Raw genomic sequence first — 23,268 nt, 5'->3', positions numbered from 1 at the left:
TGTGCGTTTATAGTATTTAAGCGCAGGCCCCGCTTCGGCCTACTTTCGGCTCCTCACCGCCCAGTCGTGATCAAGGAGCTGTACCCATGAACCTTCCCTTCAAACGAGTTTTCAGTCTGTTTACCGTTCCCGCGCTGGCTGGCCTGCTGGCGTTCAGCGCCCACGCGGAGGAGCTGAAGGAAATCCGCATTGCCGTGCCTGACCTGAGCGCCGGTACCCAGCACAGTGGTGGCGGCGTGGTCGATGTACTGCGCAATCAGCAGATCTTCGAAAAGGCCTTTGCCGAACAAGGCATCAAGATTCAGTGGAGCTTTTTCAAAGGTGCAGGGCCGGTGATCAATGAAGCGTTCGCCAACGGTCAGGTCGATCTCGCGTATCTGGGCGATCTGGCGGCAATCATTGGCAAGTCCAACGGGCTGGACACCCGCCTGCTCAGCGCCACCGCACGCGGGGTCAAGCAGTATCTGGGCGTGGTGCCGGGGTCGGGAATCAAGACCCTGCAGGATCTCAAGGGCAAGCGGGTGGCGATCTTCCGTGGCACCGCGACACAGCTTTCCTTCGACGCGGCGCTGGCCAGTCAGGGCTTGAGCGAAAAGGATTTGAAGGTCATCAACCTGGACTTCAACGCGGCGGTCGCAGCACTGGCGGCCAGGCAGATCGATGCATCATGGGGCAGTTCCGCGCTATCGGCTCTGCAAGCCAAAGGCCTGGCGGAGTTGCCGCTCAATACCAAGGATCTGGGCGGGGCCGGCAGTGTGCAGGCCGTACTGTTGGGCACGGCAAAGTTTGTCGACGCGCACCCCGAGGTGGTGGCGAAACTGCTCAAGGCACAGCAGCAAGCTTTTGACTGGCTGAGCGAAGACGGCAACAAGGGCGCTTACGTGCAACTGGTGTCGGGGCTGGCCAGTTACCCGCCAGTGATCCTGACTCAGGATTTGCAGGATCAGGATTTGCGTGAAGTGTTCCAGTCGACGCTCGACCCAGTGTTCCTCGGCAAATTGCAGGATTCGGTGGATCTGGCGGCGCAGCAGAAGCTGATTCGCAAGCCGTTCAAGGTCAGCGATTGGGTGGCGCCTGAACTGGCGGCGGCCAAACTTTAGAGTAACGGATCGTTCCCACGCTCTGCGTGGGAATGCAGCCCGGGACGCTCCGCGTCCCAAAAGCGGACGCAGAGCGTCCATTGATGCATGCCCACGCGGAGCATGGGAACGATCGGCGTCTGCCGCGAAGGTTTTCATACGGCGACGCTGACTTTCTGCCGATCCACCGCCACCAACGTCTCGATCAGCGCCCTGGCCGCTGGCGACAAGCGAAACCCGGTACGGCTGACGATGCCGCAGCGCGCGTTCATGCTCTCCAGGTTCTGCGGCAAATTACGCCAGTGCAGCAGCACCAGCGAACCCTTGGCAATGTCCTCGGCAAACGCCTCCTCGGTGCCCACCCCGATTGCATTCGATTGCAGCACCACTTTGACCAGCGCCGGATAATGCTCGGTCTCGATGGTCGGGGAAAAATCGGTGCGGCCGCTGAGGTTGGCCAACAGTTTGCGAATCCCCGGCGGGATCAGCGTAGTCGCCAACGGATAGTCGAACATATCGTTGGTCGACAGGCTTTCCTTGGCCAGCAACGGGTGCCCCGGACGGCAAAAGAACACGCCGCGTTTGGGCGTCAGCGCCTGGGTCTGGAAATTCGGGTCGGATTCGAAATGGCGAATATCGGCGATGAAGAATTCGATCTCCTCGCGGCTCAGCGCGCGGCTGAGTTTTTCCCAGTTATCCACCTGGAAACAGGTGCGCACTTTCGGGTGTGCATTAATGAATTGCGCCACCGCATCCGGCACCAGTTTCACCGCTGGCGCCGGGCCGCAACCGAAGTGCACTTCACCGGCATCAAGCTTGGTCATTTGCGTCACTTCGGCGCTGAGCAGTGCCGCGCCCTGCACCAGGCTCAAGGCGTGCTGCAGCACCACCTGGCCTTCGGGGGTGGGGCGCAAATCCTTGTTGCCGCGGTCCACCAGCACACAGCCGAACTCCTGCTCCAGCCCCTGAATGCTACGGCTGAACGCCGGTTGAGTGATGCCCATCGCGTCCGCCGCACGGACAAAACTGCGGTGTTCGATGAGGGCGATGAAGTAACGCAACTGGCGAAGATCCATATGCTTTTCCGGCATCCTAAAAATAGCTCGAAGGCATTTGCGACGAGGGTTGCCTGAGGTTTTAAATGCAAGCTCTTATTCCGTCAACGAAGCACGCACCTATCTGTTAGATGTAAATGGCATATAGATAGAGCGTTGTTTCGCTGCCGCCAACCGCAAGCAGTCGATGAGGATCTTCCCATGAGCAATGCCGCACTCGCTGTAAAACCCGCTGTCCATGCGCTGGAAATTCACCCGGTGGCCGGTCGTATCGGCGCCGAGATTCGTGGCGTGCACCTCTCCGGTGAGCTGGACGCCGCCACGGTCGAAGCCATTCAGCAGGCACTGATCGAATACAAGGTGGTGTTCTTCCGCGAACAGACCCGGCTTGATGATCAGCGTCAGGAAGCCTTCGCGCATTTGCTCGGCGAACCGGTGGCGCACCCGACCGTGCCGTCGCGCGAAGGTACCCGTTATCTGCTCGAACTGGACGGCGCCGAAGGTCAGCGCGCCAACTCCTGGCACACTGACGTGACCTTCGTTGATGCCTACCCGAAAGCCTCGATCCTGCGCTCGGCGGTGGCCCCGGCATTCGGCGGCGACACGCTGTGGGCCAACACCGCCACGGCGTATAACGGCTTGCCGAGCGAGCTGCGTGAACTGGCCGACAAACTGGTCGCAGTGCACAGCAACGAATACGACTACGCCAGCGCTAAACCGGACGTTTCGGCGGAGAAGCTTGAGCGCTACCGCAAGGTCTTCACCTCGACGGTGTACGAAACCGAACACCCGGTCGTCCGGGTGCATCCGATCAGCGGTGAGAAGAGCCTGCTGCTGGGGCATTTCGTCAAACGCATCAAGGGTTACTCGCAAGCGGACTCGGCGCACCTGTTCGGGCTGCTGCAAAGCCATGTGATCCGTCAGGAAAACACCGTGCGCTGGCGCTGGAAGGCTGGTGATGTGGCGATCTGGGATAACCGCTCGACGCAGCATTACGCGATCGATGATTACGGCACCCAGGATCGGGTGGTGCGTCGGGTGACGTTGAAAGGCGAGGTGGCGGTGGGGGTGAATGGGCAGCGCAGTAAAACCATCAAAGGTCGTGACTGAGATCAACAGCCCCTCACCCCAGCCCTCTCCCAGAGGGAGAGGGAGCCTATTGGGGGCTTTTCGAGCCTGAGTTGAATGATCGTTCCCACGCTCTGCGTGGGAATGCCTCTATGGACGCTCTGCGTCCGCTGTTGGGACGCGGAGCGTACTGGGCTGCATTCCTTTGCTGCGCGTGGGAACGATCGCTTGAACCTGTGGGAGCGAGCCTGCTCGCGAAGGGCTTTCACCAGATCCCGATCTGCACCACTTTCTCGCTTTCAGGCTCTCCATAACGAAACCGCTGCCCGCGTGAATCGATCTCCTCATGGCTGATCGTCGTGCGCCGCTTCAACCCGCGCAGCCATTCAAACAGGTACCCCGCATGCTCTTCGCGCACGGCCGCGTGCGCCGGGTCATCGCCTAGATCGCGCAGCTCGTGCGGGTCATTGAGCAGATCAAACAACTGTGGCCGGAAGCCGTCGTACGCCAGGTATTTCCAGCGCTCGCTGCGCACCATGGTCATGCGGCAGCGGTCGATCGGCTGGCCCAACCGCGCGCGGGCCGGCGCCTGGAAGGCGTAGTCATATTCGCTGATTGCGTAGCGGCGCCAATCGGGATTCTCGCCGTGCAGAAGGGGAATCAAGGAGCGCCCTTCAAGACGATGCTCGGCGCCCGGCAATCCCAGCGCCGCCAGAAATGTCGGCAGTGCATCGATGGTTTCCACCAGTCGCTCATCAACCGTGCCGCGGGTGACATCCGCCGCCGTGCGCGGGTCGCGCACGATCAGCGGCACGCCAACCGCTTGTTCGAGCAAAAACTCCTTCTCGCCCAGCCAGTGGTCGCCGAGAAAGTCGCCGTGATCGCTGGTGAACACGATCAGCGTGTCGTCCCAACGGCCATTGCTCTGCAAAAAATCGAACAGCCTTCCGAGTTGGTCATCCACCTGTTTGACCAAGCCCATGTAGGTAGGGATTACAGTCAATCGTACTGCGTCCCGGGAGAAGTTGAGACTTTCTTCATGTTGACGAAAGGCCGTGTATACGGGGTGTTTACTGGCTTCGGAGGGCGTCGCGCGGATCGGTTCGAGAATCGATTTCGTACTGTACAAAGAATGGTATGGCGCCGGTACGATGTAGGGCCAGTGCGGTTTGATGTACGAGAGGTGTAAACACCACGATTTCTCGCCTTGCTCGGTGATGAAGTCGATGGCTCGATTGGTAGTGTAGACAGTCTCTGAGTGTTGCTCGGGAATTCGTGCTGGCAAATTCGCATGACGCATTTTCCAGCCGCTGAGGATCTCGCCGTTCGCGCCTTCGGCGGCGTTCGCCCAGTCGTGCCAGGGATTGCGGCCGTCGAAACCGTGTTCGCGAAGGTAACGGGTGTAGGGGGCGGATTCGCGCTTGTCATCGAACAGTGGGTCGTCGGGGTAGATGCCGTCATGGCGCATGTAGGGTTCGAAGCCGACTTCGTTGAGGATTTCGGCCTGCAGGCTGTCAGGGTTGATTGCCAGGCGCTGCAAGGCATCAATGTTTGCCGTCGCGTGAGTCTTGCCGACCAGAGCGGTACGAATACCGTGCGGGCGCAGGTAATCGCCGATGGTCAGTTCATCCAGCGGCAACGGCACGGCGTTCCATGCCACCTGATGGCTGCTGACATAGCGCCCGGTGTAGGCCGACATTCTGGAAGGACCGCAAATCGTGCCCTGAGTGTAAGCGCGGCTGAACCGTACGCCGGCGGCAGCGAGGCGATCGATGTTCGGTGTATGCAGATGCGGATGGCCGTAGCAGGACAGGTAATCGCGGCGCAGTTGGTCGCACATGATGTACAGCACGTTGCGCACGGGGTTGGGCGGGGTGGGCATGGAGTTCACCGGTCAGTGGGACAGGTGAGGGTTGTCGCCGTCGGCAGGGGTGTACGGCAAGTGCGTTTGGGGAATGGGTTTTATGCAGCAAATGCATCGGTAAATCAGACCGCAAGATTCTCCAGTGAACAGACTTCTTCATCCACCGCATCAATCGCTTTGATTTGCTCAATCATCGCCTCGGCCAGCGGCGATAACCGATACCCGGCGCGGCTGACGATCCCGTAGCGGGTATACAGCTCCTCAAGATCGTCAGCCAATCCTTCGATCTTCAGGCACACCAGCTCACCCTTGGCCAGATGCAACGCGTCGGAATAGGCGCCGACAATCCCGATCGCATCCGAACGCAGCACCACACTGAGCAAACTCGAGCTGTTTTCACATTCCACATTCGGCGTGAAATCTGGCCGGCCGCTGAGGTCGACGATGACTTTGCGCAGGTTTGGCGGACGAATGCTCACTGCCAGTGGATAACTCATCAACTGCTCGGCGCTGACGCGTTCAAACGCCGCCAGCGGATGCCCGGCGCGACAGCAGAAATGCCATTTGCGCGCGCGCAGGCGATGGGTCAGGTAGTCCGGGTCCGCCTCGAACTGCCGGGTGTCGGCGACGAAGAACTCGAACTCTTCGCTGAGCAGGCGTTTGCTCAGGCTCTGCCAGTCATCTACCACAAACTGAACCCGCGCTTTCGGGTAGCGCCCGATGAACGCACCGATCGCCCGCGGAATCAGTCCCGCGGCGGGCGCCGGCCCACAACCGAAGCGCAATTCCCCAGCCTCAAGCCCGTTGAACTGACTGATCTCGTTGGCCATTTGCTGCGCGCCACTGACCAGCCGCCGCGCATGTTCGAGCAAGACCTGGCCCTGTTTGGTGGGGGGCAATTCCTTGCGCCCGCGATCGACCAACTGACAGCCGACGCTGTGTTCCAGCGCTTGAATGCTGCGGCTGAACGCCGACTGCGACAGGTTCACCGCCTGCGCGCCGGCAACGAAGCTGCGTTGTTCAGCCAGGGCGATGAAGTGACGAAGTTGGCGCAGGTCGATATGCATTTTTCACATAAAAAATATCCGGGAAATGCATTGGATATGCATTAGGTCGACTCCTTATAAAGGCAATCTCTTATGCAGTAAATATTTGTAAATCCATAAATAAATAACTTAAAAGAATATGCAGTGCTGGTGAAGCCTGTGTATTTTTTGACCAGGAGCCGCGCCATGAGTCCGTTGAAACACGCGTCACCCCAACCACCTCGACGGCTCAAGCGCCTGCCTCTGGCCTTGTTTCTCGCCGGCAGCGCGAGCTGGACTCACGGCTACGCCGCCGAAGCCGAAATCCCGGCGCCGGTCGCCGCAGGCAAAGCGGCGGCGAGCAGTTCGCAGCTGGAAACCGTGACCGTGACCACCCGTCGTCGCGAGGAAAGTTCGCAGGATGTACCGACGCCAATGAGTGTGGTCAGCGGACAGAATCTGGAGACGCAACGGGTCTATCGGATTCAGGATCTGCAGCAACTGGTGCCCAGCGTCAACGTCGCCTATATGCACGCGCGGCAGTCCAGCGTGTCGATTCGCGGTCTGGGTAACAATCCGGCCAGTGATGGTCTGGAAGGCAGCGTCGGCCTGTACATCGACAACGTTTATCTGGGCCGCCCGGGGATGGCGGTGTTCGACTTGATGGACATCGAACAGCTCGAAGTCTTGCGCGGGCCGCAGGGCACACTGTTCGGTAAAAACACCACCGCCGGGGTGATCAACATCAGCACCCGTGCGCCGACCTTTACCCCTGAGCGCAGCATCGAAACCTCGGTTGGCGAGGACGGTTATTTCCAGACCAAGGGCACGATTTCCGGGCCGCTGAATGAGCAACTGGCCGGGCGTTTTTCCGCGTATCGCACGCGCAGCGACGGCGACATCAAGAACGAATACGACGGCCATGATCTGAATGGCGGCTCGCGCGAAGGCTTTCGCGCGCAACTGCTGTTCAAGCCCAACGAAAATTTCAACCTGCGCTGGATCGGCGATTACAACGAAGAGGATTCCAGCGCCGGCACCCGCGTGTTGTACAACATCGGGCCGACCATCAACGGCGTCAACCTGTATCAATCCCGTGCCAACGCGGCCGGCGCGACGCTGGTCAACGGCACACACCGCAAGGTCAATCTCGACAACGACCAACACGTTACCGTGCATCAGGGCGGCACTTCGGTAGAAGCCAACTGGACGTTGCCAAGCGATTTCACCCTGACCTCGGTCAGCTCGTATCGCTTCTGGAACTTCACTCCACGCAATGATGACGGCCTCAACGTGCCGGCCAGTTACAACGCCGGGGTGTCGGTGGAAGACAAACAGTATTCGCAGGAATTTCGCCTCGCCTCGCCCAAGGGGGAATTCTTCGACTACGTGGTCGGTGCCTACTATTTCGGTTCCGATCTGGACAACAAATCCTTCGCCTATTACGGCCCGCAGGCGGACATCTGGAACGGCACGCCGGCGGGTGCGCTGGCCAATGTGACCAGCGTCGGCAAGGGCCACATCAAGACCGACAGCTTTGCGCTGTTTGCCCAAGGCACCTGGCACCTGACCGAGCGGCTGGATTTCACCGCCGGGGTGCGTGGCACCTACGAAGAGAAAAATGCCTGGGTCAACCGCAATGCCCCGGTCGGCGGTGTGGCCGTGGCGGGCGCGGCGGCCAATGCGCGCCGAGGCCGCGCCGGCGCCTACGACTCCGGTGACTTGAATCAATACAGCTCAAGCCCTTCGGGGCTGCTCAATCTCAGCTATCGCATCACCGATGAGGTGCTTGGCTACGCGACGTTGTCCCACGGCGAAAAATCCGGCGGGGTCAACCTCGCAGTCGGCTCCGCGCCAACCGCGGGTGCCGACTCGCTGCTGATCGGCACCGAACGGGCGAACAACGCCGAACTCGGTTTCAAAAGCACTTTGTGGGATCACCGTCTGCAGCTCAACGCCAACGTGTTCTGGACCCAGGTCAACGCCTACCAGACCAATGCCTATGACGCCGACAACCGCGTGCAATACCTGACCAATGCCGGCTCCGTGCGCTCGCGCGGCATCGAGTTCGAAAGCACCGTGATGCCGCTGCGTGGCCTGACGCTGAACTTCAACGGCTCGTACAACGACGTCAGCTATCTCTCCTACAAAGATGCGCCGTGCCCGCCGGAAGTCAGCCAGGCGCCGGGTGCGCCGGCCTCTTGCGATCTCAGCGGCCATCAAGTGGTCGGCGCATCGAAATGGATCGGCAATGCCAACGGCGAATACAAATGGAATCTGGATAACGGCTTCGAACCCTACGTCACCGGCAGCTATGCATTCCGCTCCAAAGCCGTGGGCACAGTGGAGGACTCCGACTACGGGCAGATTCCCAGCTACGCCGTGGTCAACTTTTCCACAGGCTTGCGTGGCGATTTCAATCAAGGTCAGTGGGATGTTTCGTTGTGGCTGAAAAACGCCTTCGACAAAACCTATTACACGACGCTGTGGACGGGCGGCAATGGCGGTTATGAGGGGCTGCTCGGCACGCCGCGTACGCTTGGGGTGACTGGGCGTTATGATTTTTAATCGTACCAATCGGAATATGCTTACAGTTATTTCGCAATAACTTAGACGTCTCTTGAATAGTGTTTATGCCGATTCAGTTAGTTGCTCCCGTGGACAATCAATCGATGTCGAACCATGATCTGTGTCGCGAGTTTCCAGGAAAGAAACTTGCTCTCATCGGAAGATACCCATTTCAACGATAAAGGAAATCGCATTATGTCGAGCATCAATGGCAATTATGTAAACGCCAACGCGGGCGCCAGGCTGACAATTACCGATGGCAACGATTACAACGGCACATTCAGCGGGAAATTCAGCCAGAACGGCGTGAACTACGACATCGCGTACGGCCACTACCATTTCCAGAACAGCACCGGGCAGCCGACGGTCATCACCTTAACAGCTTTGAACGAGGGCTCGGGTTATCAGGCATGGACATTGTTTTCGCCAGATCACAATTATTCGAAAGTGCGTGCAGTTGGCGCGCGAACAAACTTTGACGGTGATGTAGTAGGTTTGGCTGGAGAATTCATAAAACAATAACAGCTGATCAAACAAAAGGCCGGTGCACGAAAGTGTATCGGCCTTTTTTGTTGCTCGGAAGAATGTAGTTTTCAACTAACCACATCGTTTTGAGCCTGTCCTTTAAAACCGGGTCAGCCGAATCCGATGCGCTGAATGAATACTTTCAATGCCGGCAAGGCATGCGATTTTTTGCGTCTCGCTGCAGCCCGCGTGGCGCAAGGCGTCGGTGAAATTGATCGTTTTTATATTCCATAAAGACCTATGCATAACGTTAAATATTTCTTTCGGAGATAAGCGGCAAGACCAATGATTCACCCAGGGCCAGCCGTTGGGGGATTCAACAAACGGTTGCTCAGCTGTTGTGCAAGAACCGCAAAAAGACCGCAGGGAGTCAAACAATGGGCAGTGTCCAGACCGCCGCCAGCGCAGGGGAATTGCTGTGGCGGCAAACGCCGGGTGGCGAACTGATCGACCTCGGCCGGGCGCACCGGGTGCCGTTGGGGCAACTGCGTTTGCAGCGTGCGCCCAAGGGTATTCTGAGTCGCCGCGAAACCGTTTTGCTCGCGGTGCTGGCGTTGGTGGTGCATGGCGCGGTGATCTATTGGATCAATCAGCATCCGACCCCCGCGCTGCCAATCGTGCCGCCGGAAATTCCGCCGATGACCATCGAGTTTTCCCGTCCGGCACCGCCCGCGCCGCCGGTTGTGGCGCCGCCGCCTCCTGCGCCGGTGGTTGAACCACCGCCACCGGTGGAAGACGAGCTGGCGGTGAAGCCGCCACCACCCAAACCCGTGCCGAAGCCCAAGCCGGTAGTCAAGCCGCCACCCAAACCGGCGCCCAAAGCCGTCGAGCAAGCGCCAGTACCGCCCAAACCGGCCGCCCCGGTCGCTGCGCCAGCGCCACCCGCGCCACCGGTGCCGGCGCCGGTCACACCGGCCTCGGCCAGCGCCGCTTACCTGAAAAACCCGGCGCCGGAATATCCGTCGCTGGCGCAGCGTCGCGGTTGGGAAGGCACGGTGTTGCTGCGCGTGCAGGTGTTGGCCAGTGGCAAACCGGGCGAGATTCAGATTCAGAAAAGCAGCGGCCGCCAGCAGCTCGACGATGCGGCACTCAACGCCGTGAAACGCTGGAGTTTCGTCCCGGCCAGGCAGGGCGATGTCGCCCAGAACGGTTGGGTCAGCGTGCCTATCGATTTCAAGATTCACTAAACCGCAATCAAATTCGCGCGAAACGTTTACACGAGGGAATACATCATGACGTTACTGGCTTCTCCACTGGAATCCATCGAAAGCGCGGTGATCTGGCTGCTGGTGGTTTTTTCCGTCGTCACCTGGGGGCTGGCACTGCTCAAGGCGTTGCAGTTCGGGCGTTTGAAAGCGCAGGACCGGCGTTTTCATAAGCGCTTCTGGGCGGCGTCGAGTCTTGATGCAGCCGCCGAGTTGAGCGAAACCCAGCCCGGGGCTGCGGCGCGTGTCGCGCAGGCCGGTTACGCGGCGATTCAGGTGGGCGAGCCGCCACAGGCCAATGACCTGAGCCAGGCGATCAACCATCAGGATCGTCTGGAGCGTGCCTTGCGCCAGCAGATCGTCCGCGAGCGACGTTCGCTGGAAATCGGTCTGGCAGTGGTCGCGAGTATTGGCAGCACCTCGCCGTTCATAGGACTGTTCGGCACGGTGTGGGGAATCATGGAAGCGTTGAAAGGCATCAGCGCGGCCGGGTCGGCGAGCCTGGAAACGGTGGCCGGGCCGATCGGTGCGGCACTGGTGGCAACCGGTGTGGGCATCGCCGTCGCGGTACCGGCGGTACTGGTTTACAACTACTTTTTGCGCCGTCTGAAACTGACCGCGGCGGACCTGGACGACTTCGCCCACGACTTCTACAGCCTGGCGCAGAAGAGTGCGTTCCGGGTGTTGATTCACCCGACCGCACACAAGGTTTCTGCGCCGGGGAATGCGACAAAAGTGAAGGAGGCCTCCTGATATGGCCTTCTCCACGCAAGACACGGATGAAGTCCTCAGCGAGATCAACGTGACCCCGCTGGTGGACGTGATGCTGGTGCTGCTGGTGGTGTTTATCGTTACTGCGCCGCTGCTGACCAACGCGATACCGATCAATCTGCCCAAGACCGAAGCGGTGGCGCCGGTCGAGCAGAAGGACCCGCTGGTGGTGAGCATCGACGGTGCCGGCAAGCTGTTTATCAACAAGGATGAGATTCAGCCGGACGTGCTGGAATTCAACCTCAAGTCTGCGAAAGCCAAGGACCCGGAGGTGCGCGTGCAGTTGCAGGCCGATGACGGGGTGAACTACGGCGAAGTGGCGCGGGCCATGGCTTCGATTGAGCGGGCAGGGATTACCAAGCTGTCGGTGATTACTGCGCGGTGACAGATTCAACAGTTTTCCGGGGCCGTTTCCTTGGCAGGGTGCGGCCCCTTTTTTACCCGTTTTTTGCCCACGACGCACTCCAATGTGGGAGCGAGCCTGCTCGCGAAGGCGCCATTCGCCGCAACATTAACGCCGACTGATGCGCCGCATTCGCGAGCAGGCTCGCTCCCACAGGTCTCGCGCCATATATGCATTATTGATCTTAATAAATAGCTTCTTATTCCTTAACGAATATAACTCCCGTCCCTATACTCGACCGAGAACAGACACGACGCAGGAGAGCTTCCCATGCGCAACGAATCAATCCGCTACCTGATTGTGCCGGGCTGGCAAGGATCGCCAGAAGATCATTGGCAGACCCACTGGCAGAACAGCCTGCCGAACAGTGCGCGGGTCGAGCAGGCCGATTGGCTAACCCCGCGCCGTGAGGACTGGGTCGCGGCGCTCGCCGAAGCGATTGCCGCCGACAGCACGCCGGTGATCCTCATCGCCCACAGCCTGGGTTGCATCACCGTCGCGCATTGGGCGGCGACCGCGCCGCTGCAATACCTGCGTCAGGTTCGCGGTGCGTTGCTGGTTGCGCCTGCGGATGTGGAGCGTCCCGCGTGCTCACCGGCGCTGCGCAACTTTGCACCGATCCCCACGGACCTGTTGCCGTTTCCGAGCCAGGTCGTCAGCTCCGACAACGACGCTGCCGTCAGTGCGCCGCGCGCGTTGGAGTTGGCGCGCAACTGGGGCGCGGAAGCGGGGATTCTCGCCGGTGCCGGGCATATCAACGTCAAGTCCGGGCATCAGCGCTGGGAGCAGGGTTTTGCCTATCTTTATCGCCTGCAGAATCGCCTGGAACATCATGCCCGTCGTCGCGCCTGACTTTCATTTTTAACGCCCCCGTCTGCCAGGCGGTTCAGGGCGGGAGCCTGCCATGAGTTTCGAAACTTTCGGTCAGCCGTTGCTGACCTTTCCCGATGCGGAAAAAAGCCCGCTGAGCATTCGCGCCAAAGCGCTGGTGTTCGTTGACCCACGCTCACGCCAACTGCGGGAAGAACTGGAACAACTGGCGCCACGCGCGATCTCGGTATTGATCCGCGGTGAGACTGGCACCGGTAAAGAACTGCTCGCCCGGCATATCCATCGCGCCAGTGATCGCAGCGGGCTGTTCGTGTCGGTGAACTGCGGGGCGATCAGCCCGACGTATGCTGACGCCGAGCTGTTCGGCTATGCGGCAGGCAGCTACAGCGGTTCGGCCAGCAGTCGCGCCGGCTGGTTTGGTTCGGCCAATGGCGGCACGTTGTACCTCGACGAAATCGGCGATTTGCCGCTGCCGATCCAGGTGAAATTGCTCGCCGCCCTGGAGAACCACGAAGTCACTCGGGTCGGTGCGCATCAACCCAGCCCGGTCGACGTGCGTCTGGTGGCGGCGACCAGCATCGATCTGGCACAAGCCGTCGATGCAGGAAAATTCCACGAGCGGCTCTATCACTATCTCAGCGAGGGCCAACTCGAACTGCCGGCACTGCGCGCGCGAACCGGCGATATCCTGTCGCTGGCCGAATATTTTCTCGGCATCTACAGCCAGCGCCTCGACCTGCCCGTGCCCTTGATCAGCGAAGCCGCGCAGCATGCGCTCGAACAACACAGTTGGCCGGGCAACACGCGAGAGCTGGAAAATGTCATTCACTTTGCGTTGCTGGTCAGCACCGGCGAAGAAATCCTGCCGCAGCATCTGAACCTGCCCGAGGTGTCTGGGCCGGGGCTGCGGATCGAACGGTTGGTTGCGCAAATCCATATCGGCGGCAGCACTGCAGAACGTAAAGCCTTGAAAGATTTGCTGATTCGCTTGAGCGACGGGTTATAGCCATTTTCTTCAACATGAACAAAATGGAATATGAAGCTGAATAAACGTTATTGTCCGGGAATAAAAAATCCGGGTATTGTCCGCCTCACGCCAGCGATATCACTTCACTGGCACACGTATTAGATGCCGTCGTCGATGACGACCGTGATTTTCGATAAGGACACTGCATGAAAAAGGTTCTGTTGTTTACCGCATTGGCGGCTGCTTTGACTGCTTCTTTCGCCAATGCTGGCGAAAAACTGGTGGTCGCCGCGACCCCGGTGCCGCACGCTGAAATTCTCGAGCTGATCAAACCGACCCTGGCCAAAGAAGGCGTGGATCTGGAGATCAAGGTTTTCACCGACTACGTGCAACCCAACGTGCAGGTCGGCGAGAAGCGTCTCGATGCCAACTACTTCCAGACCCTGCCGTACCTGAACAGCTTCAACCAGGGTAAGTACAAGGACGACAAGTCCAAGTACCTGGTAACCGTGCAAGGTGTACACGTTGAACCATTCGGTGGCTACTCGAGCAAGTACAAGACTCTGGCTGAGTTGCCGGACGGCGCCACCATCGCCATCCCGAACGAAGGCAGCAACAGCGGCCGTGCGCTGATCCTGCTGCAGAAGGCTGGCCTGATCGAACTGAAAGATCCGAAAAACGCTTTGGCAACGCCAAAAGACATCGCGAAGAACCCGCACAACTTCAAGTTCAAGGAACTGGAATCGGCGCTGCTGCCGCGCGTGTTGAAGGAAGTTGATCTGGACATGATCAACACCAACTACGCGCTGGAAGCCAAGCTGAATCCGACCAAGGATGCTCTGGTGATCGAAGGCGCTGACTCGCCGTACGTGAACTTCCTCGTTGCCCGAGAGGACAACAAGAACAGCGACGCCATCCAGAAACTGGCCAAAGCGCTGACCAGCCCGGAAGTCAAAGCGTTCATCGAGAAAAAGTACAGCGGCGCGGTGTTGCCGGCGTTCTGATCCGAGCGTTGATTTGATGTGAAAACGCCGATGGCCAGTGATGGTCATCGGCGTTTTTGTGTGTGCCTTGAAAGCCCCTCACCCTAACCCTCTCCCAGGGGGAGAGGGGACTGATTGGGGGATGCTTCAGATCTCCGCAGACCTGAAAGACTTGCGTTAAATCTGCAATCGACTCGATTCAACAGGTCGATGTAAGCGCGAAACACCTCGGTCGGCCCCCTCTCCCTCCGGGAGAGGGTTGGGGTGAGGGTGCTCTTGATCTCAGGCCACCTGCGCCTTCAACGCCCGGCGCAACGCCACCAGCAATTTCAAAATATCCTGCGGATCCAGTCGCTGCGGTGCTTTTACGTCCATGTCATCTTCCTTGTTTTGGTTTGGCCGAGGGAGTCTGGCCAAAAGCTGCCCGTCCTTGGAGGCCTTTCTTGAAAAAAAGATCCGTCCTACAGCGCAAAGGAAAATAGCCTTCTTATTCCTTCCCGGCAAACCGACAAGATAGTTTTTTGCGTGATATCAATATGCTTTAACGGTATTTAAATTCTGATTTTTATACCTATAAAGTCAGTGCCTGCCGGACAGCCAGCACGCTGTCCATGGATTGCTTCACCGTCGTTTACCAAGCGACGTCAGGACACGGCATGACTTTCGACTACGCATTTATCCTCAGCACCCTGCCGGCGTTTCTCAAAGCCGTCGGCGTGACGCTGCAGGTCGGTTTGATCGCCATTGGCACCTCGCTGCTGGTGGCGCTGCTCAACGCGACGATCCTGGTGTTTCGCACGCCGTACCTTCGCAAACTGGTCGGCCTGTATGTGGAACTGGCGCGCAATACGCCTTTGCTGATTCAGCTGTTCTTTGTCTACTTCGCTTTGCCCGCACTGGGGATCAAAGTCTCCAGGCGTTGGTGCCGCAGGGCAGCTCGGTGAAAAAACTCGATGATCTGGCGACTCGCACCACCATCGTCACCACCGGTACGACCGCCGATATCTGGCTGACCAAGACTCATCCGGACTGGAAGCTGCTCAAGTTCGAAAAGAATTCCGAATCGCTGCAAGCCCTGGCCAACGGTCGCGGCGATGCCTACGCGCAGGACAATCTGGTGCTGTTCAGCTGGGCCAAGCAGAATCCGGGCTATCGCGTGCTTGAGGAAAAACTCGGGGCTGAAGCGCCGATTGCCCCGGCGGTGAAGAAGGGCAATCTCGAATTGCGCGATTGGGTGAATACCGAGCTGGCGAAGCTGGGCGAGGAGAAATACCTGCTCAAGCTGTATGACCAGTATGTGCGCAAGGAACTGAGCGATGACACCCGGCCTGAGAGTGTGATTGTCGAGGGGGGCAAGTGGCAGGGGTGATGGTCTGATCTATAACTGGTGGCTTGAAGGGCCTTCGCGAGCAGGCTCGCTCCCACATGAGTGCGCGTACGACTGTGGGAGCGAGCCTGCTCGCGAATTTTTCAGTCACCGCTTAGTCAGGCCAGTTCCACGCCGGCTCATCCAGCACCCGCTGGCCAACCATTCCGGTCTGCCCCAGCGTCTTCTCCAGCACGATGCAATTGCACTCGGGATCTTCCTGCAGCGCCGAAATCAACCGCCGTGCATGCGACACCACCCACACCTGACACTGCTCGGAGGCGCGAATGATCAGCCGTGCCAGCGCCGGCAACAGGTCCGGGTGCAGACTTGTTTCCGGCTCGTTGAGCACCATCAGTGACGGAGGTCGCGGCGTCAGCAGCGCCGCGACCAGCAGCAGATAACGCAAAGTCCCGTCCGACAGCTCCGCCGCCGACAACGGCCGCAGCAAGCCTTCCTGAAAAAACTCGATCGCAAAGCGTCCACCGGCCAGCGGTGCGATGTTCAGCCGCGCACCGGGAAACGCATCGCTGATCGCCGCGCGCAAGGCTTCGGGGTCGCCGATTTCGATGATGGTCTGCAAGGCTGCCGCCAGGTCGCGCCCGTCGTGGTGCAGCACCGGCGTGCGCGTGCCCAGTTGCGGCTGGCGCACCGGCGCCTCGGCATCGCTGCGAAAGTGATCGTAGAAGCGCCAGCGGCGGATGAATTCGCGCATCTGGAACACCTCTGGCGAGCTGCGCAGGCTGCCGATCTGATCGAACAGGCTGTCGAAGTTTGGTGTGTGCTGCGCCAGGACATCCCAGCCACGACCTTCGCGCGCCCTGATCATCGGGCCGTTGCGATCCACCAGCAGGCTCGCCGGGCGATACAGCGGGCCGGCCCAGATGCATTCGCGTTTGATTTCCGGGTCGAGGGCGAAATACGAGCGGCTCGGTTCGGGCAAACCGAGGGCGATCGAATAACTGAAATCCTCCCCGGCAAAGCCCAGGCGCAATCGCCTTACGCCCTGACGCACCGTCGGCTCGATCGCCACTTCACCGTTGCGCATGCGCCGGCTGATGGTTTCCGGCCCGGCCCAGAAGGTCGAGTCCAGCCCACCCTCGCGTGCCAGCGCGTTGACCACGCCGCCCTGCGCGGTTTCCGCCAGCAGACGCAGCGCGCGGTACAGGTTGGATTTGCCACTGCCGTTGGGCCCGGTGATCAGGTTCAGACGCCCGAGCGGGATCACCAGTTTGTTGATCGAGCGGTAGTTGGCCACCGCCAGGGTGTTAAGCATGAAATCCTTCTCCGGGTAACTGCGGAACGTTCGCAGCATACCCGCAATGAGATAAATCTGTGCTTGACGCCCGCAACCGTGGAACCCTGTTCTAAGCTCTGAAGTCGTATCGTCTCGACAGCAGCATTAAAGGCCAAGGAGTGTGCATGGCGGGTCCCGGATTGAAAGTGCTGATGGTGTTAAGCGCCATGGTCTTGCTCACCGCTTGCGGCGACAAGAAACCCGCTCAGGAATACTTGCCACGGGTCTTTGTGCAAGAGGTCAAACCCCAGAACTACGCGGCAGCGGTAACCCTGACCGGTGACGTGCAGGCGCGCGTGCAGACGCAATTGTCATTTCGCGTGGGCGGCAAGATCATCCAGCGCATGGTCGACGTCGGTGACCGTGTCACTGCCAAGCAGGTGCTGGCCAAGCTTGACCCCAAGGATCTGCAGACCAACGTCGATTCGGCCCAGGCTCAGGTCCTCGCCGAACAGGCTCGCGTGAAACAGGCCGCTGCAGCTTTCGTCCGCCAGCAAAAACTGCTGCCCAAGGGCTACACCAGCCAGAGCGAATACGATTCCGCCCAAGCGGCGTTGCGCAGCAGCCAGAGCGCCCTGAGCGCCGCGCAGGCGCAACTGGCCAACGCCAGGGATCAACTCAGCTACACCGCGCTGATCGCCGATGCGCCCGGAGTGATCACCGAGCGTCAGGCTGAAGTCGGGCAAGTGGTGCAGGCCACCGCACCGATTTTCAGTCTGGCCCGCGATGGCGATCGTGATGCGGTGTTCAACGTGTATGAATCGCTGCTGGCCGAGCGCCCGGCGGACAATTCGATCGTGGTCAGCCTGCTCGATAATCCCGAGATCAAAACCACCGGCACCGTGCGTGAAATAACCCCGGCGGTGTCGGCGCAATCCGGCACCGTGCAAGTCAAGGTAAGCCTCGACAAACTGCCGCCGGGCATGCAGCTCGGCTCGGTGGTCAGCGCCACGGCAAAAGGCTCGGGCAAGTCGGCGGTGGAACTGCCATGGTCGGCGCTGACGAAAAACATCAGCGAACCGGCGGTCTGGATGGTCGATGACAAGGGCGAGGCGCAGCTGCACACGGTCACGGTCGGCCGCTATCTGACCGGCAAAGTCATCATCAGCGAAGGTCTGAAGGGCGGGGAAAAAGTCATCGTCGCCGGCGGGCAACTGTTGCATCCCGGGATGAAAGTCGAGATCGCCGAAAACACTTACAAAGACCTGCAACCGGGAGCGCAGCCATGAAGCGTCTCGGACTGTTTTGCCTGGCGCTGCTGCTGGGCGCCTGCTCGGAAAAGGAAACTCCGCCGGAACCGGTGCGTCCGGTGTTGTCGGTCAAGGTCGAAGCGTTGAGCGAGGAAAATCTCGGGCGTTTCGCTGGCAGCATTCAGGCGCGTTACGAGAGCAACACTGGCTTTCGCGTTGGCGGGCGCATTGCCAGTCGCAACGTCGATGTCGGCGCCGAAGTGCAGAAGGGCACGCTGCTCGCCACCCTCGACCCGTCCGACCAACAAAACCAGCTGCGTTCGGCCGAAGGTGATCTTGCCAGGGTTCAGGCGCAACTGATCAATGCGCAGGCCAACGCGCGCCGACAGCAGGCGCTGTTTGATCGCGGCGTTGGTGCGCAGGCGCAACTGGACGTTGCCACGACTGATCTGAAAACCACCCAGGCCTCGCTGGACCAGGCGCGCGCGGCGGTCAACCAGAGCCGGGATCAACTCGGCTACACCGAACTGCGCGCCGATCACAAAGCGGTGGTCACCGCGTGGAACGCCGAAGCCGGGCAGGTGGTGACCGCCGGCCAGCAAGTCGTGACGCTGGCCCAGCCGGACATCAAGGAAGCGGTGATCGATCTGCCCGATACCCTCGTCGATCAGATTCCGCAGGACGTGGTGTTTTCAGTGGCCGCGCAACTCGACCCGAGCATCAACACCACGGCGATCATCCGCGAAATCGAACCGCAGGCGCAGAGCGCCACACGCACGCGCCGGGCGCGTTTGACCCTGACCGACACCCCGGACGGTTTTCGCCTCGGTACGGCAATCAGTGTGACCCTCAGTTCGGCGATCAAACCGCGCATCGAATTGCCCGCCACCGCGTTGCAGGAGGTCGAAGGCAAACCGCGGATCTGGGTGATCGATACTCAGAGCAAAACCGTCAGTCCCCGCGACGTCACGGTAATCAGCCGCACCGACAGCAGCGTGGTGCTGGCCGGCGGCGTGAAGAACGGCGAGCGCGTGGTCAGCGCCGGCGTCAACAGTCTCAAACCCGGACAATCGGTAAAACTTGACGAGGACAGTCAATGAAAGGCTCTTTCAACCTCTCCGAATGGGCCCTCAAGCATCAGTCATTCGTCTGGTATCTGATGTTCGTCGGATTGCTCATGGGGGTGTTCTCCTATTTCAATCTGGGCCGCGAAGAAGACCCCTCGTTCACCATCAAGACCATGGTCATCCAGACCAAATGGCCCGGCGCGACCCAGGAGGAAACCCTCAAGCAGGTCACCGACCGCATCGAGAAAAAACTCGAAGAACTCGACTCGCTTGATTACGTGAAAAGCTACACGCGCCCCGGCGAATCGACGGTGTACGTTTACCTGCGCGACACCACCGGCGCCGAAGACATTCCGCAAATCTGGTATCAGGTGCGCAAGAAGATCGATGACATTCGCGGGCAGTTTCCCCAAGGGATTCAAGGGCCGGGATTCAACGATGAGTTCGGCGATGTGTTCGGCTCGGTCTATGCGTTTACCGCCGATGGCCTGACCATGCGCCAGTTGCGCGATTACGTGGAGCAAGCGCGCGCCGAGATTCGCAGCGTGCCGGGGCTGGGCAAGGTCGAAATGGTCGGCCAGCAGGACGAAACGATTTACCTGAACTTCTCCACACGCAAACTCGCCGCGCTGGGCATCGATCAGCGTCAGGTGGTGCAAAGCCTGCAGTCGCAGAACGCGGTGACTCCGGCCGGCGTGATCGAGGCCGGCCCCGAGCGAATTTCCGTGCGTACGTCGGGGCAATTCGCTTCGGAAAAGGATCTGGCCGAGGTCAATCTCAAGCTCAACGATCGCTTCTATCGTCTGGCCGATATCGCCGACATCCGTCGCGGCTACGTCGACCCGGCCACGCCTGAATTCCGCTTCGACGGCAAACCGGCCATCGGTCTGGCGATTGCGATGCAGAAGGGCGGCAACGTTCAGGAGTTCGGCAAGGCCTTGCACCAGCGCATCGACGAACTGACGGCAGACCTGCCGGTGGGCGTCGGCGTGCACACGGTGTCCGATCAGGCCGTGGTGGTGGAAGAAGCCGTCGGCGGCTTCACCAGCGCCTTGTTCGAGGCGGTGATCATCGTGCTGGTGGTGAGCTTCATCAGCCTCGGCGTGCGCGCCGGTCTGGTGGTGGCGTGCTCGATTCCGCTGGTGCTGGCGATGGTCTTCGTTTTCATGGAGTACAGCGGCATCACCATGCAACGGATTTCCCTCGGTGCGTTGATCATTGCCCTCGGCCTGCTGGTGGACGATGCGATGATCACCGTGGAAATGATGGTCACACGCCTGGAAATGGGCGAGAGCAAGGAGCAGGCGGCGACGTTCGCCTACACCTCGACGGCATTTCCGATGCTCACCGGGACGCTGGTGACGGTCGCCGGGTTTGTGCCGATCGGCCTCAACGCCAGCTCCGCCGGTGAATATACGTTCACGCTGTTTGCGGTGATTGCCGTGGCGATGATCGTCTCGTGGGTGGTGGCGGTGTTCTTTGCGCCGGTGATCGGCGTGCATATTCTCAGCGACAAGGTGAAGGCGCATGACGCCGAACCGGGTCGCATCGGTCGCGCCTTCAACGGCGGCCTGCTATGGGCGATGCGCAACCGCTGGTGGGCGATCGGCGTCACCGTGCTGCTGTTCGTGCTGGCGGTGTTCTGCATGCGCTTTGTGCAGAACCAGTTTTTCCCCGCGTCGGACCGCCCGGAAATTCTCGTCGACCTGAACCTGCCGCAAAACGCCTCGATCGATGAAACCCGCAAAGCGGTGGACAAGCTCGAAGCCACGCTCAAGGGCGACCCTGACATTGTGCGCTGGAGCACTTACATTGGTCAGGGCGCGATCCGTTTCTACCTGCCCCTCGATCAGCAATTGCAGAACCCGTACTACGCGCAACTGGTCATCGTCAGCAAGGATTTCGAAGCCCGCGAAGCGCTGAGCCAGCGCCTGCGCGAGCGCTTGCACAAAGACTTCGTCGGTATCGGCAGCTACGTCCAGGCGCTGGAAATGGGCCCGCCGGTCGGGCGGCCGATTCAGTACCGGGTCAGCGGCAAGGACGTCGATCAGGTGCGTAAACACGCAATCGATCTGGCCACCGAGCTGGACAAGAACCCGCATATCGGCGAGATCATCTACGACTGGAACGAGCCGGGCAAAGTCCTGCGCATCGACATCGCCCAGGACAAGGCGCGCCAGCTCGGGCTGTCGTCGGAAGACGTGGCGAACCTGATGAACAGCATCGTCAGCGGTTCGCCGTTGACCCAGGTCGATGATGATATCTACCTGATCAACGTGGTCGGTCGCGCGGTGGATTCCGAACGCGGCACGCCGGAAACCCTGCAGAACCTGCAGATCGTCACGCCGAGCGGCACCTCGATTCCGCTGCTGGCGTTCGCCACCGTGCGCTATGAACTGGAGCAGCCGCTGGTGTGGCGTCGCGACCGTTTGCCGACGATCACCATCAAGGCTTCGGTGCGCGACGAGATTCAGCCAACCGATCTGGTGAAACTGCTCAAGCCATCGATTGACGCGTTCGCGTCGAAACTGCCGGTCGGCTACAAGGTCGCCACTGGCGGTACCGTCGAGGAGAGCGGCAAGGCTCAGGGGCCGATTGCCAAGGTCTTGCCATTGATGCTGTTCCTTATGGCGACGTTCCTGATGATCCAGTTGCACAGCGTGCAGAAGATGTTCCTGGTGGCCAGCGTCGCGCCGCTGGGGCTGATCGGCGTGGTGCTGGCGCTGGTGCCGACCGGCACGCCGATGGGCTTTGTGGCTATTCTGGGGATTCTCGCGCTGATCGGCATCATCATCCGCAACTCGGTGATTCTGGTGACGCAGATCGATGAGTTCGAGCAGAAGGGCTATGCGCCATGGGATGCAGTGGTGGAAGCGACCGAGCACCGGCGCCGGCCGATTCTGCTGACCGCCGCCGCGGCGAGCATGGGCATGATCCCGATCGCTCGCGAAGTGTTCTGGGGGCCGATGGCCTACGCGATGATCGGCGGGATCGTGGTGGCGACGTTGCTGACGCTGCTGTTTCTGCCGGCGCTGTATGTGGCCTGGTACAAGATTCGCGAGCCGCAAAAAGAAACAGAGTAAAAGCGGCCCCTTCGCTCATCGCCATCAGGCCGGCGATGGTGTCTTGATCGTTCCCACGCTCTGCGTGGGAATGAATCTCGGGACGCTCCGCGTCCCTGTGGCGCAGAGCGCCATTGGCTGCATTCCCACGCGGAGCGTGGGAACGATCAAAAAGGACGCGGCTTAAAAGCGAGTGCTCGCGATGGCGTCAGAACGGTTTATCAAGATTTACGCCAGACACTCGCCAACCAAGGCTGCTGCTCGCGCGGCAGCCCCGCCGGCCGGTAGTAATGCTCCAGCTCGACAAACCCCGCCGCCGTCAGCAAACCCTGCCAGGCCTCAAGATCGTGATACGAGCCATAGCGCGGCCCGTTCCAGCCCTCGCGATTGTCGCCACGGGGATTGGAGCTGAACAACACCCCACCCGGTTTCAACGCGCCGTGCAATTGCTTGAGTACCCGCGGTAATTCCTGCAACGGCACATGAAACAACACCGCGTTGGCGAAGATCCCGTCGAAGCGCTCCGCCGGCAGATCCAGCTTGAGGAAATCCTGCTGCAACACTTCGCAGCCGCTGTCCTCGCGGGCCATCCGCGCGAATTCTTCGCAACCGTCCAGCCCGACAGCGACGTGACCCATCCGCGTGAAAGTTTGCAAATCCCGCCCCGGCCCGCAGCCGAAATCCAGAAGGGTAAACGGCGCCTGGCCTTGAATATGCCGCAGCAACGCATCGATGTTCTGACTGACATCGTGATCGCGGGTGCCTTCGCGGAAGTCCTCGGCCACCGAGTTGTAATGGCCTAGCGTGGTTGCAGTGATTTGTTCGAGGTCGCTGGGGGTCTGCTTCATCATCGGTGCTGTATTTGGCGGAGGGAGAGAACCGACTATAAGCTTTTCGCCGGCAAAAAAACGCCGCCTGCGCTGGCACCAGCGCAGGCGGCGA

At 60.1% G+C, this 23,268-nt stretch carries 18 protein-coding genes and 2 pseudogenes; 15 read left to right on the top strand and 5 right to left on the bottom strand.

Features of this window, described 5'->3' with window-relative positions:
• Nucleotides 1-86 precede the first annotated feature (86 nt).
• Nucleotides 87-1,100 carry an ABC transporter substrate-binding protein gene (locus tag ACGSLL_RS11395; protein ID WP_394505805.1) on the top strand — a complete coding sequence of 338 codons (1,014 nt, stop codon included), beginning with the start codon at nucleotides 87-89 and terminating at the stop codon, nucleotides 1,098-1,100.
• Between the two features lie 134 nt (nucleotides 1,101-1,234).
• Here ACGSLL_RS11395 and ACGSLL_RS11390 read toward each other — a convergent pair whose 3' ends face one another.
• The gene (locus tag ACGSLL_RS11390; RefSeq protein ID WP_394505803.1) at nucleotides 1,235-2,155 is read right to left on the bottom strand and encodes a LysR family transcriptional regulator; all 921 of its coding nucleotides are present in this window, start codon (nucleotides 2,153-2,155) and stop codon (nucleotides 1,235-1,237) included.
• A 180-nt stretch (nucleotides 2,156-2,335) separates the two neighbouring features.
• Between ACGSLL_RS11390 and ACGSLL_RS11385 the strand changes: the two genes are divergently transcribed.
• On the top strand, nucleotides 2,336-3,244 hold the full coding sequence (locus ACGSLL_RS11385) for a TauD/TfdA dioxygenase family protein (RefSeq protein WP_394505801.1): 909 nt from the start codon (nucleotides 2,336-2,338) through the stop codon (nucleotides 3,242-3,244).
• A 223-nt stretch (nucleotides 3,245-3,467) separates the two neighbouring features.
• Here the strand turns inward: ACGSLL_RS11385 and ACGSLL_RS11380 are convergent, their stop codons facing one another.
• Nucleotides 3,468-5,084, bottom strand: a complete 1,617-nt coding sequence (locus tag ACGSLL_RS11380) for an alkaline phosphatase family protein (protein WP_394505799.1) — start codon at nucleotides 5,082-5,084, stop codon at nucleotides 3,468-3,470.
• Nucleotides 5,085-5,188: 104 nt separating this feature from the next.
• Complete coding sequence (locus ACGSLL_RS11375; protein ID WP_394505797.1) at nucleotides 5,189-6,133, bottom strand: LysR family transcriptional regulator; 945 nt, start codon at nucleotides 6,131-6,133, stop codon at nucleotides 5,189-5,191.
• Nucleotides 6,134-6,298: 165 nt separating this feature from the next.
• Here ACGSLL_RS11375 and ACGSLL_RS11370 point away from each other — a divergent pair, with 165 nt between their 5' ends.
• The 10 genes and pseudogenes from ACGSLL_RS11370 to ACGSLL_RS11325 form a co-directional block, all read left to right on the top strand.
• On the top strand, nucleotides 6,299-8,659 hold the full coding sequence (locus ACGSLL_RS11370) for a TonB-dependent receptor (RefSeq protein ID WP_394505795.1): 2,361 nt from the start codon (nucleotides 6,299-6,301) through the stop codon (nucleotides 8,657-8,659).
• A gap of 195 nt (nucleotides 8,660-8,854) precedes the next feature.
• Nucleotides 8,855-9,181, top strand: coding sequence for a hypothetical protein (locus ACGSLL_RS11365; RefSeq protein WP_394505793.1), 327 nt, complete (start codon nucleotides 8,855-8,857; stop codon nucleotides 9,179-9,181).
• Nucleotides 9,182-9,561: 380 nt separating this feature from the next.
• Nucleotides 9,562-10,371 (top strand): energy transducer TonB, encoded by an 810-nt coding sequence (locus tag ACGSLL_RS11360; protein WP_394505791.1) that lies wholly within the window; start codon nucleotides 9,562-9,564, stop codon nucleotides 10,369-10,371.
• Between the two features lie 45 nt (nucleotides 10,372-10,416).
• Nucleotides 10,417-11,142 (top strand): MotA/TolQ/ExbB proton channel family protein, encoded by a 726-nt coding sequence (locus ACGSLL_RS11355; protein WP_394505789.1) that lies wholly within the window; start codon nucleotides 10,417-10,419, stop codon nucleotides 11,140-11,142.
• Nucleotide 11,143: 1 nt separating this feature from the next.
• Entirely contained in the window at nucleotides 11,144-11,545 is a 402-nt protein-coding gene (locus ACGSLL_RS11350) for an ExbD/TolR family protein (protein WP_203420279.1), read from the top strand.
• A gap of 288 nt (nucleotides 11,546-11,833) precedes the next feature.
• Complete coding sequence (locus tag ACGSLL_RS11345) at nucleotides 11,834-12,415, top strand: alpha/beta hydrolase (protein WP_332765749.1); 582 nt, start codon at nucleotides 11,834-11,836, stop codon at nucleotides 12,413-12,415.
• 52 nt (nucleotides 12,416-12,467) lie between these two features.
• The gene (locus tag ACGSLL_RS11340; RefSeq protein WP_394505786.1) at nucleotides 12,468-13,400 is read left to right on the top strand and encodes a sigma 54-interacting transcriptional regulator; all 933 of its coding nucleotides are present in this window, start codon (nucleotides 12,468-12,470) and stop codon (nucleotides 13,398-13,400) included.
• A 167-nt stretch (nucleotides 13,401-13,567) separates the two neighbouring features.
• Nucleotides 13,568-14,365 carry a MetQ/NlpA family ABC transporter substrate-binding protein gene (locus tag ACGSLL_RS11335; protein ID WP_042608547.1) on the top strand — a complete coding sequence of 266 codons (798 nt, stop codon included), beginning with the start codon at nucleotides 13,568-13,570 and terminating at the stop codon, nucleotides 14,363-14,365.
• A 635-nt stretch (nucleotides 14,366-15,000) separates the two neighbouring features.
• Nucleotides 15,001-15,258: pseudogene (locus ACGSLL_RS11330) on the top strand (ABC transporter permease subunit); the annotation flags it as partial.
• Nucleotides 15,252-15,713: pseudogene (locus tag ACGSLL_RS11325) on the top strand (type 2 periplasmic-binding domain-containing protein); the annotation flags it as partial. The pseudogenes ACGSLL_RS11330 and ACGSLL_RS11325, both read left to right, overlap by 7 nt.
• 112 nt (nucleotides 15,714-15,825) lie before the next feature.
• On the opposite strand, the gene ACGSLL_RS11320 reads toward ACGSLL_RS11325, so the two are convergent.
• Entirely contained in the window at nucleotides 15,826-16,986 is a 1,161-nt protein-coding gene (locus ACGSLL_RS11320; protein ID WP_394505783.1) for an AAA family ATPase, read from the bottom strand.
• A 146-nt stretch (nucleotides 16,987-17,132) separates the two neighbouring features.
• Here ACGSLL_RS11320 and ACGSLL_RS11315 point away from each other — a divergent pair, with 146 nt between their 5' ends.
• From ACGSLL_RS11315 to ACGSLL_RS11305, 3 genes are read left to right on the top strand one after another with little or no spacing between them, the layout of a single operon-like run.
• Complete coding sequence (locus tag ACGSLL_RS11315; RefSeq protein WP_394505781.1) at nucleotides 17,133-18,236, top strand: efflux RND transporter periplasmic adaptor subunit; 1,104 nt, start codon at nucleotides 17,133-17,135, stop codon at nucleotides 18,234-18,236.
• Complete coding sequence (locus ACGSLL_RS11310; RefSeq protein ID WP_394505779.1) at nucleotides 18,233-19,297, top strand: efflux RND transporter periplasmic adaptor subunit; 1,065 nt, start codon at nucleotides 18,233-18,235, stop codon at nucleotides 19,295-19,297. Before ACGSLL_RS11315 ends, ACGSLL_RS11310 begins: the two co-directional genes overlap by 4 nt.
• Nucleotides 19,294-22,347 carry an efflux RND transporter permease subunit gene (locus ACGSLL_RS11305; RefSeq protein ID WP_394505777.1) on the top strand — a complete coding sequence of 1,018 codons (3,054 nt, stop codon included), beginning with the start codon at nucleotides 19,294-19,296 and terminating at the stop codon, nucleotides 22,345-22,347. Before ACGSLL_RS11310 ends, ACGSLL_RS11305 begins: the two co-directional genes overlap by 4 nt.
• A 200-nt stretch (nucleotides 22,348-22,547) precedes the next feature.
• Here ACGSLL_RS11305 and ACGSLL_RS11300 read toward each other — a convergent pair whose 3' ends face one another.
• The gene (locus ACGSLL_RS11300) at nucleotides 22,548-23,174 is read right to left on the bottom strand and encodes a class I SAM-dependent methyltransferase (protein ID WP_394505775.1); all 627 of its coding nucleotides are present in this window, start codon (nucleotides 23,172-23,174) and stop codon (nucleotides 22,548-22,550) included.
• Nucleotides 23,175-23,268: the final 94 nt, after the last annotated feature.

Origin of the sequence: Pseudomonas retamae, from assembly GCF_043496865.1 — a bacterium.
Taxonomy (GTDB): Bacteria; Pseudomonadota; Gammaproteobacteria; order Pseudomonadales; family Pseudomonadaceae; genus Aquipseudomonas; species Aquipseudomonas retamae.
This window is presented reverse-complemented; position numbering and strand designations above follow the sequence as displayed.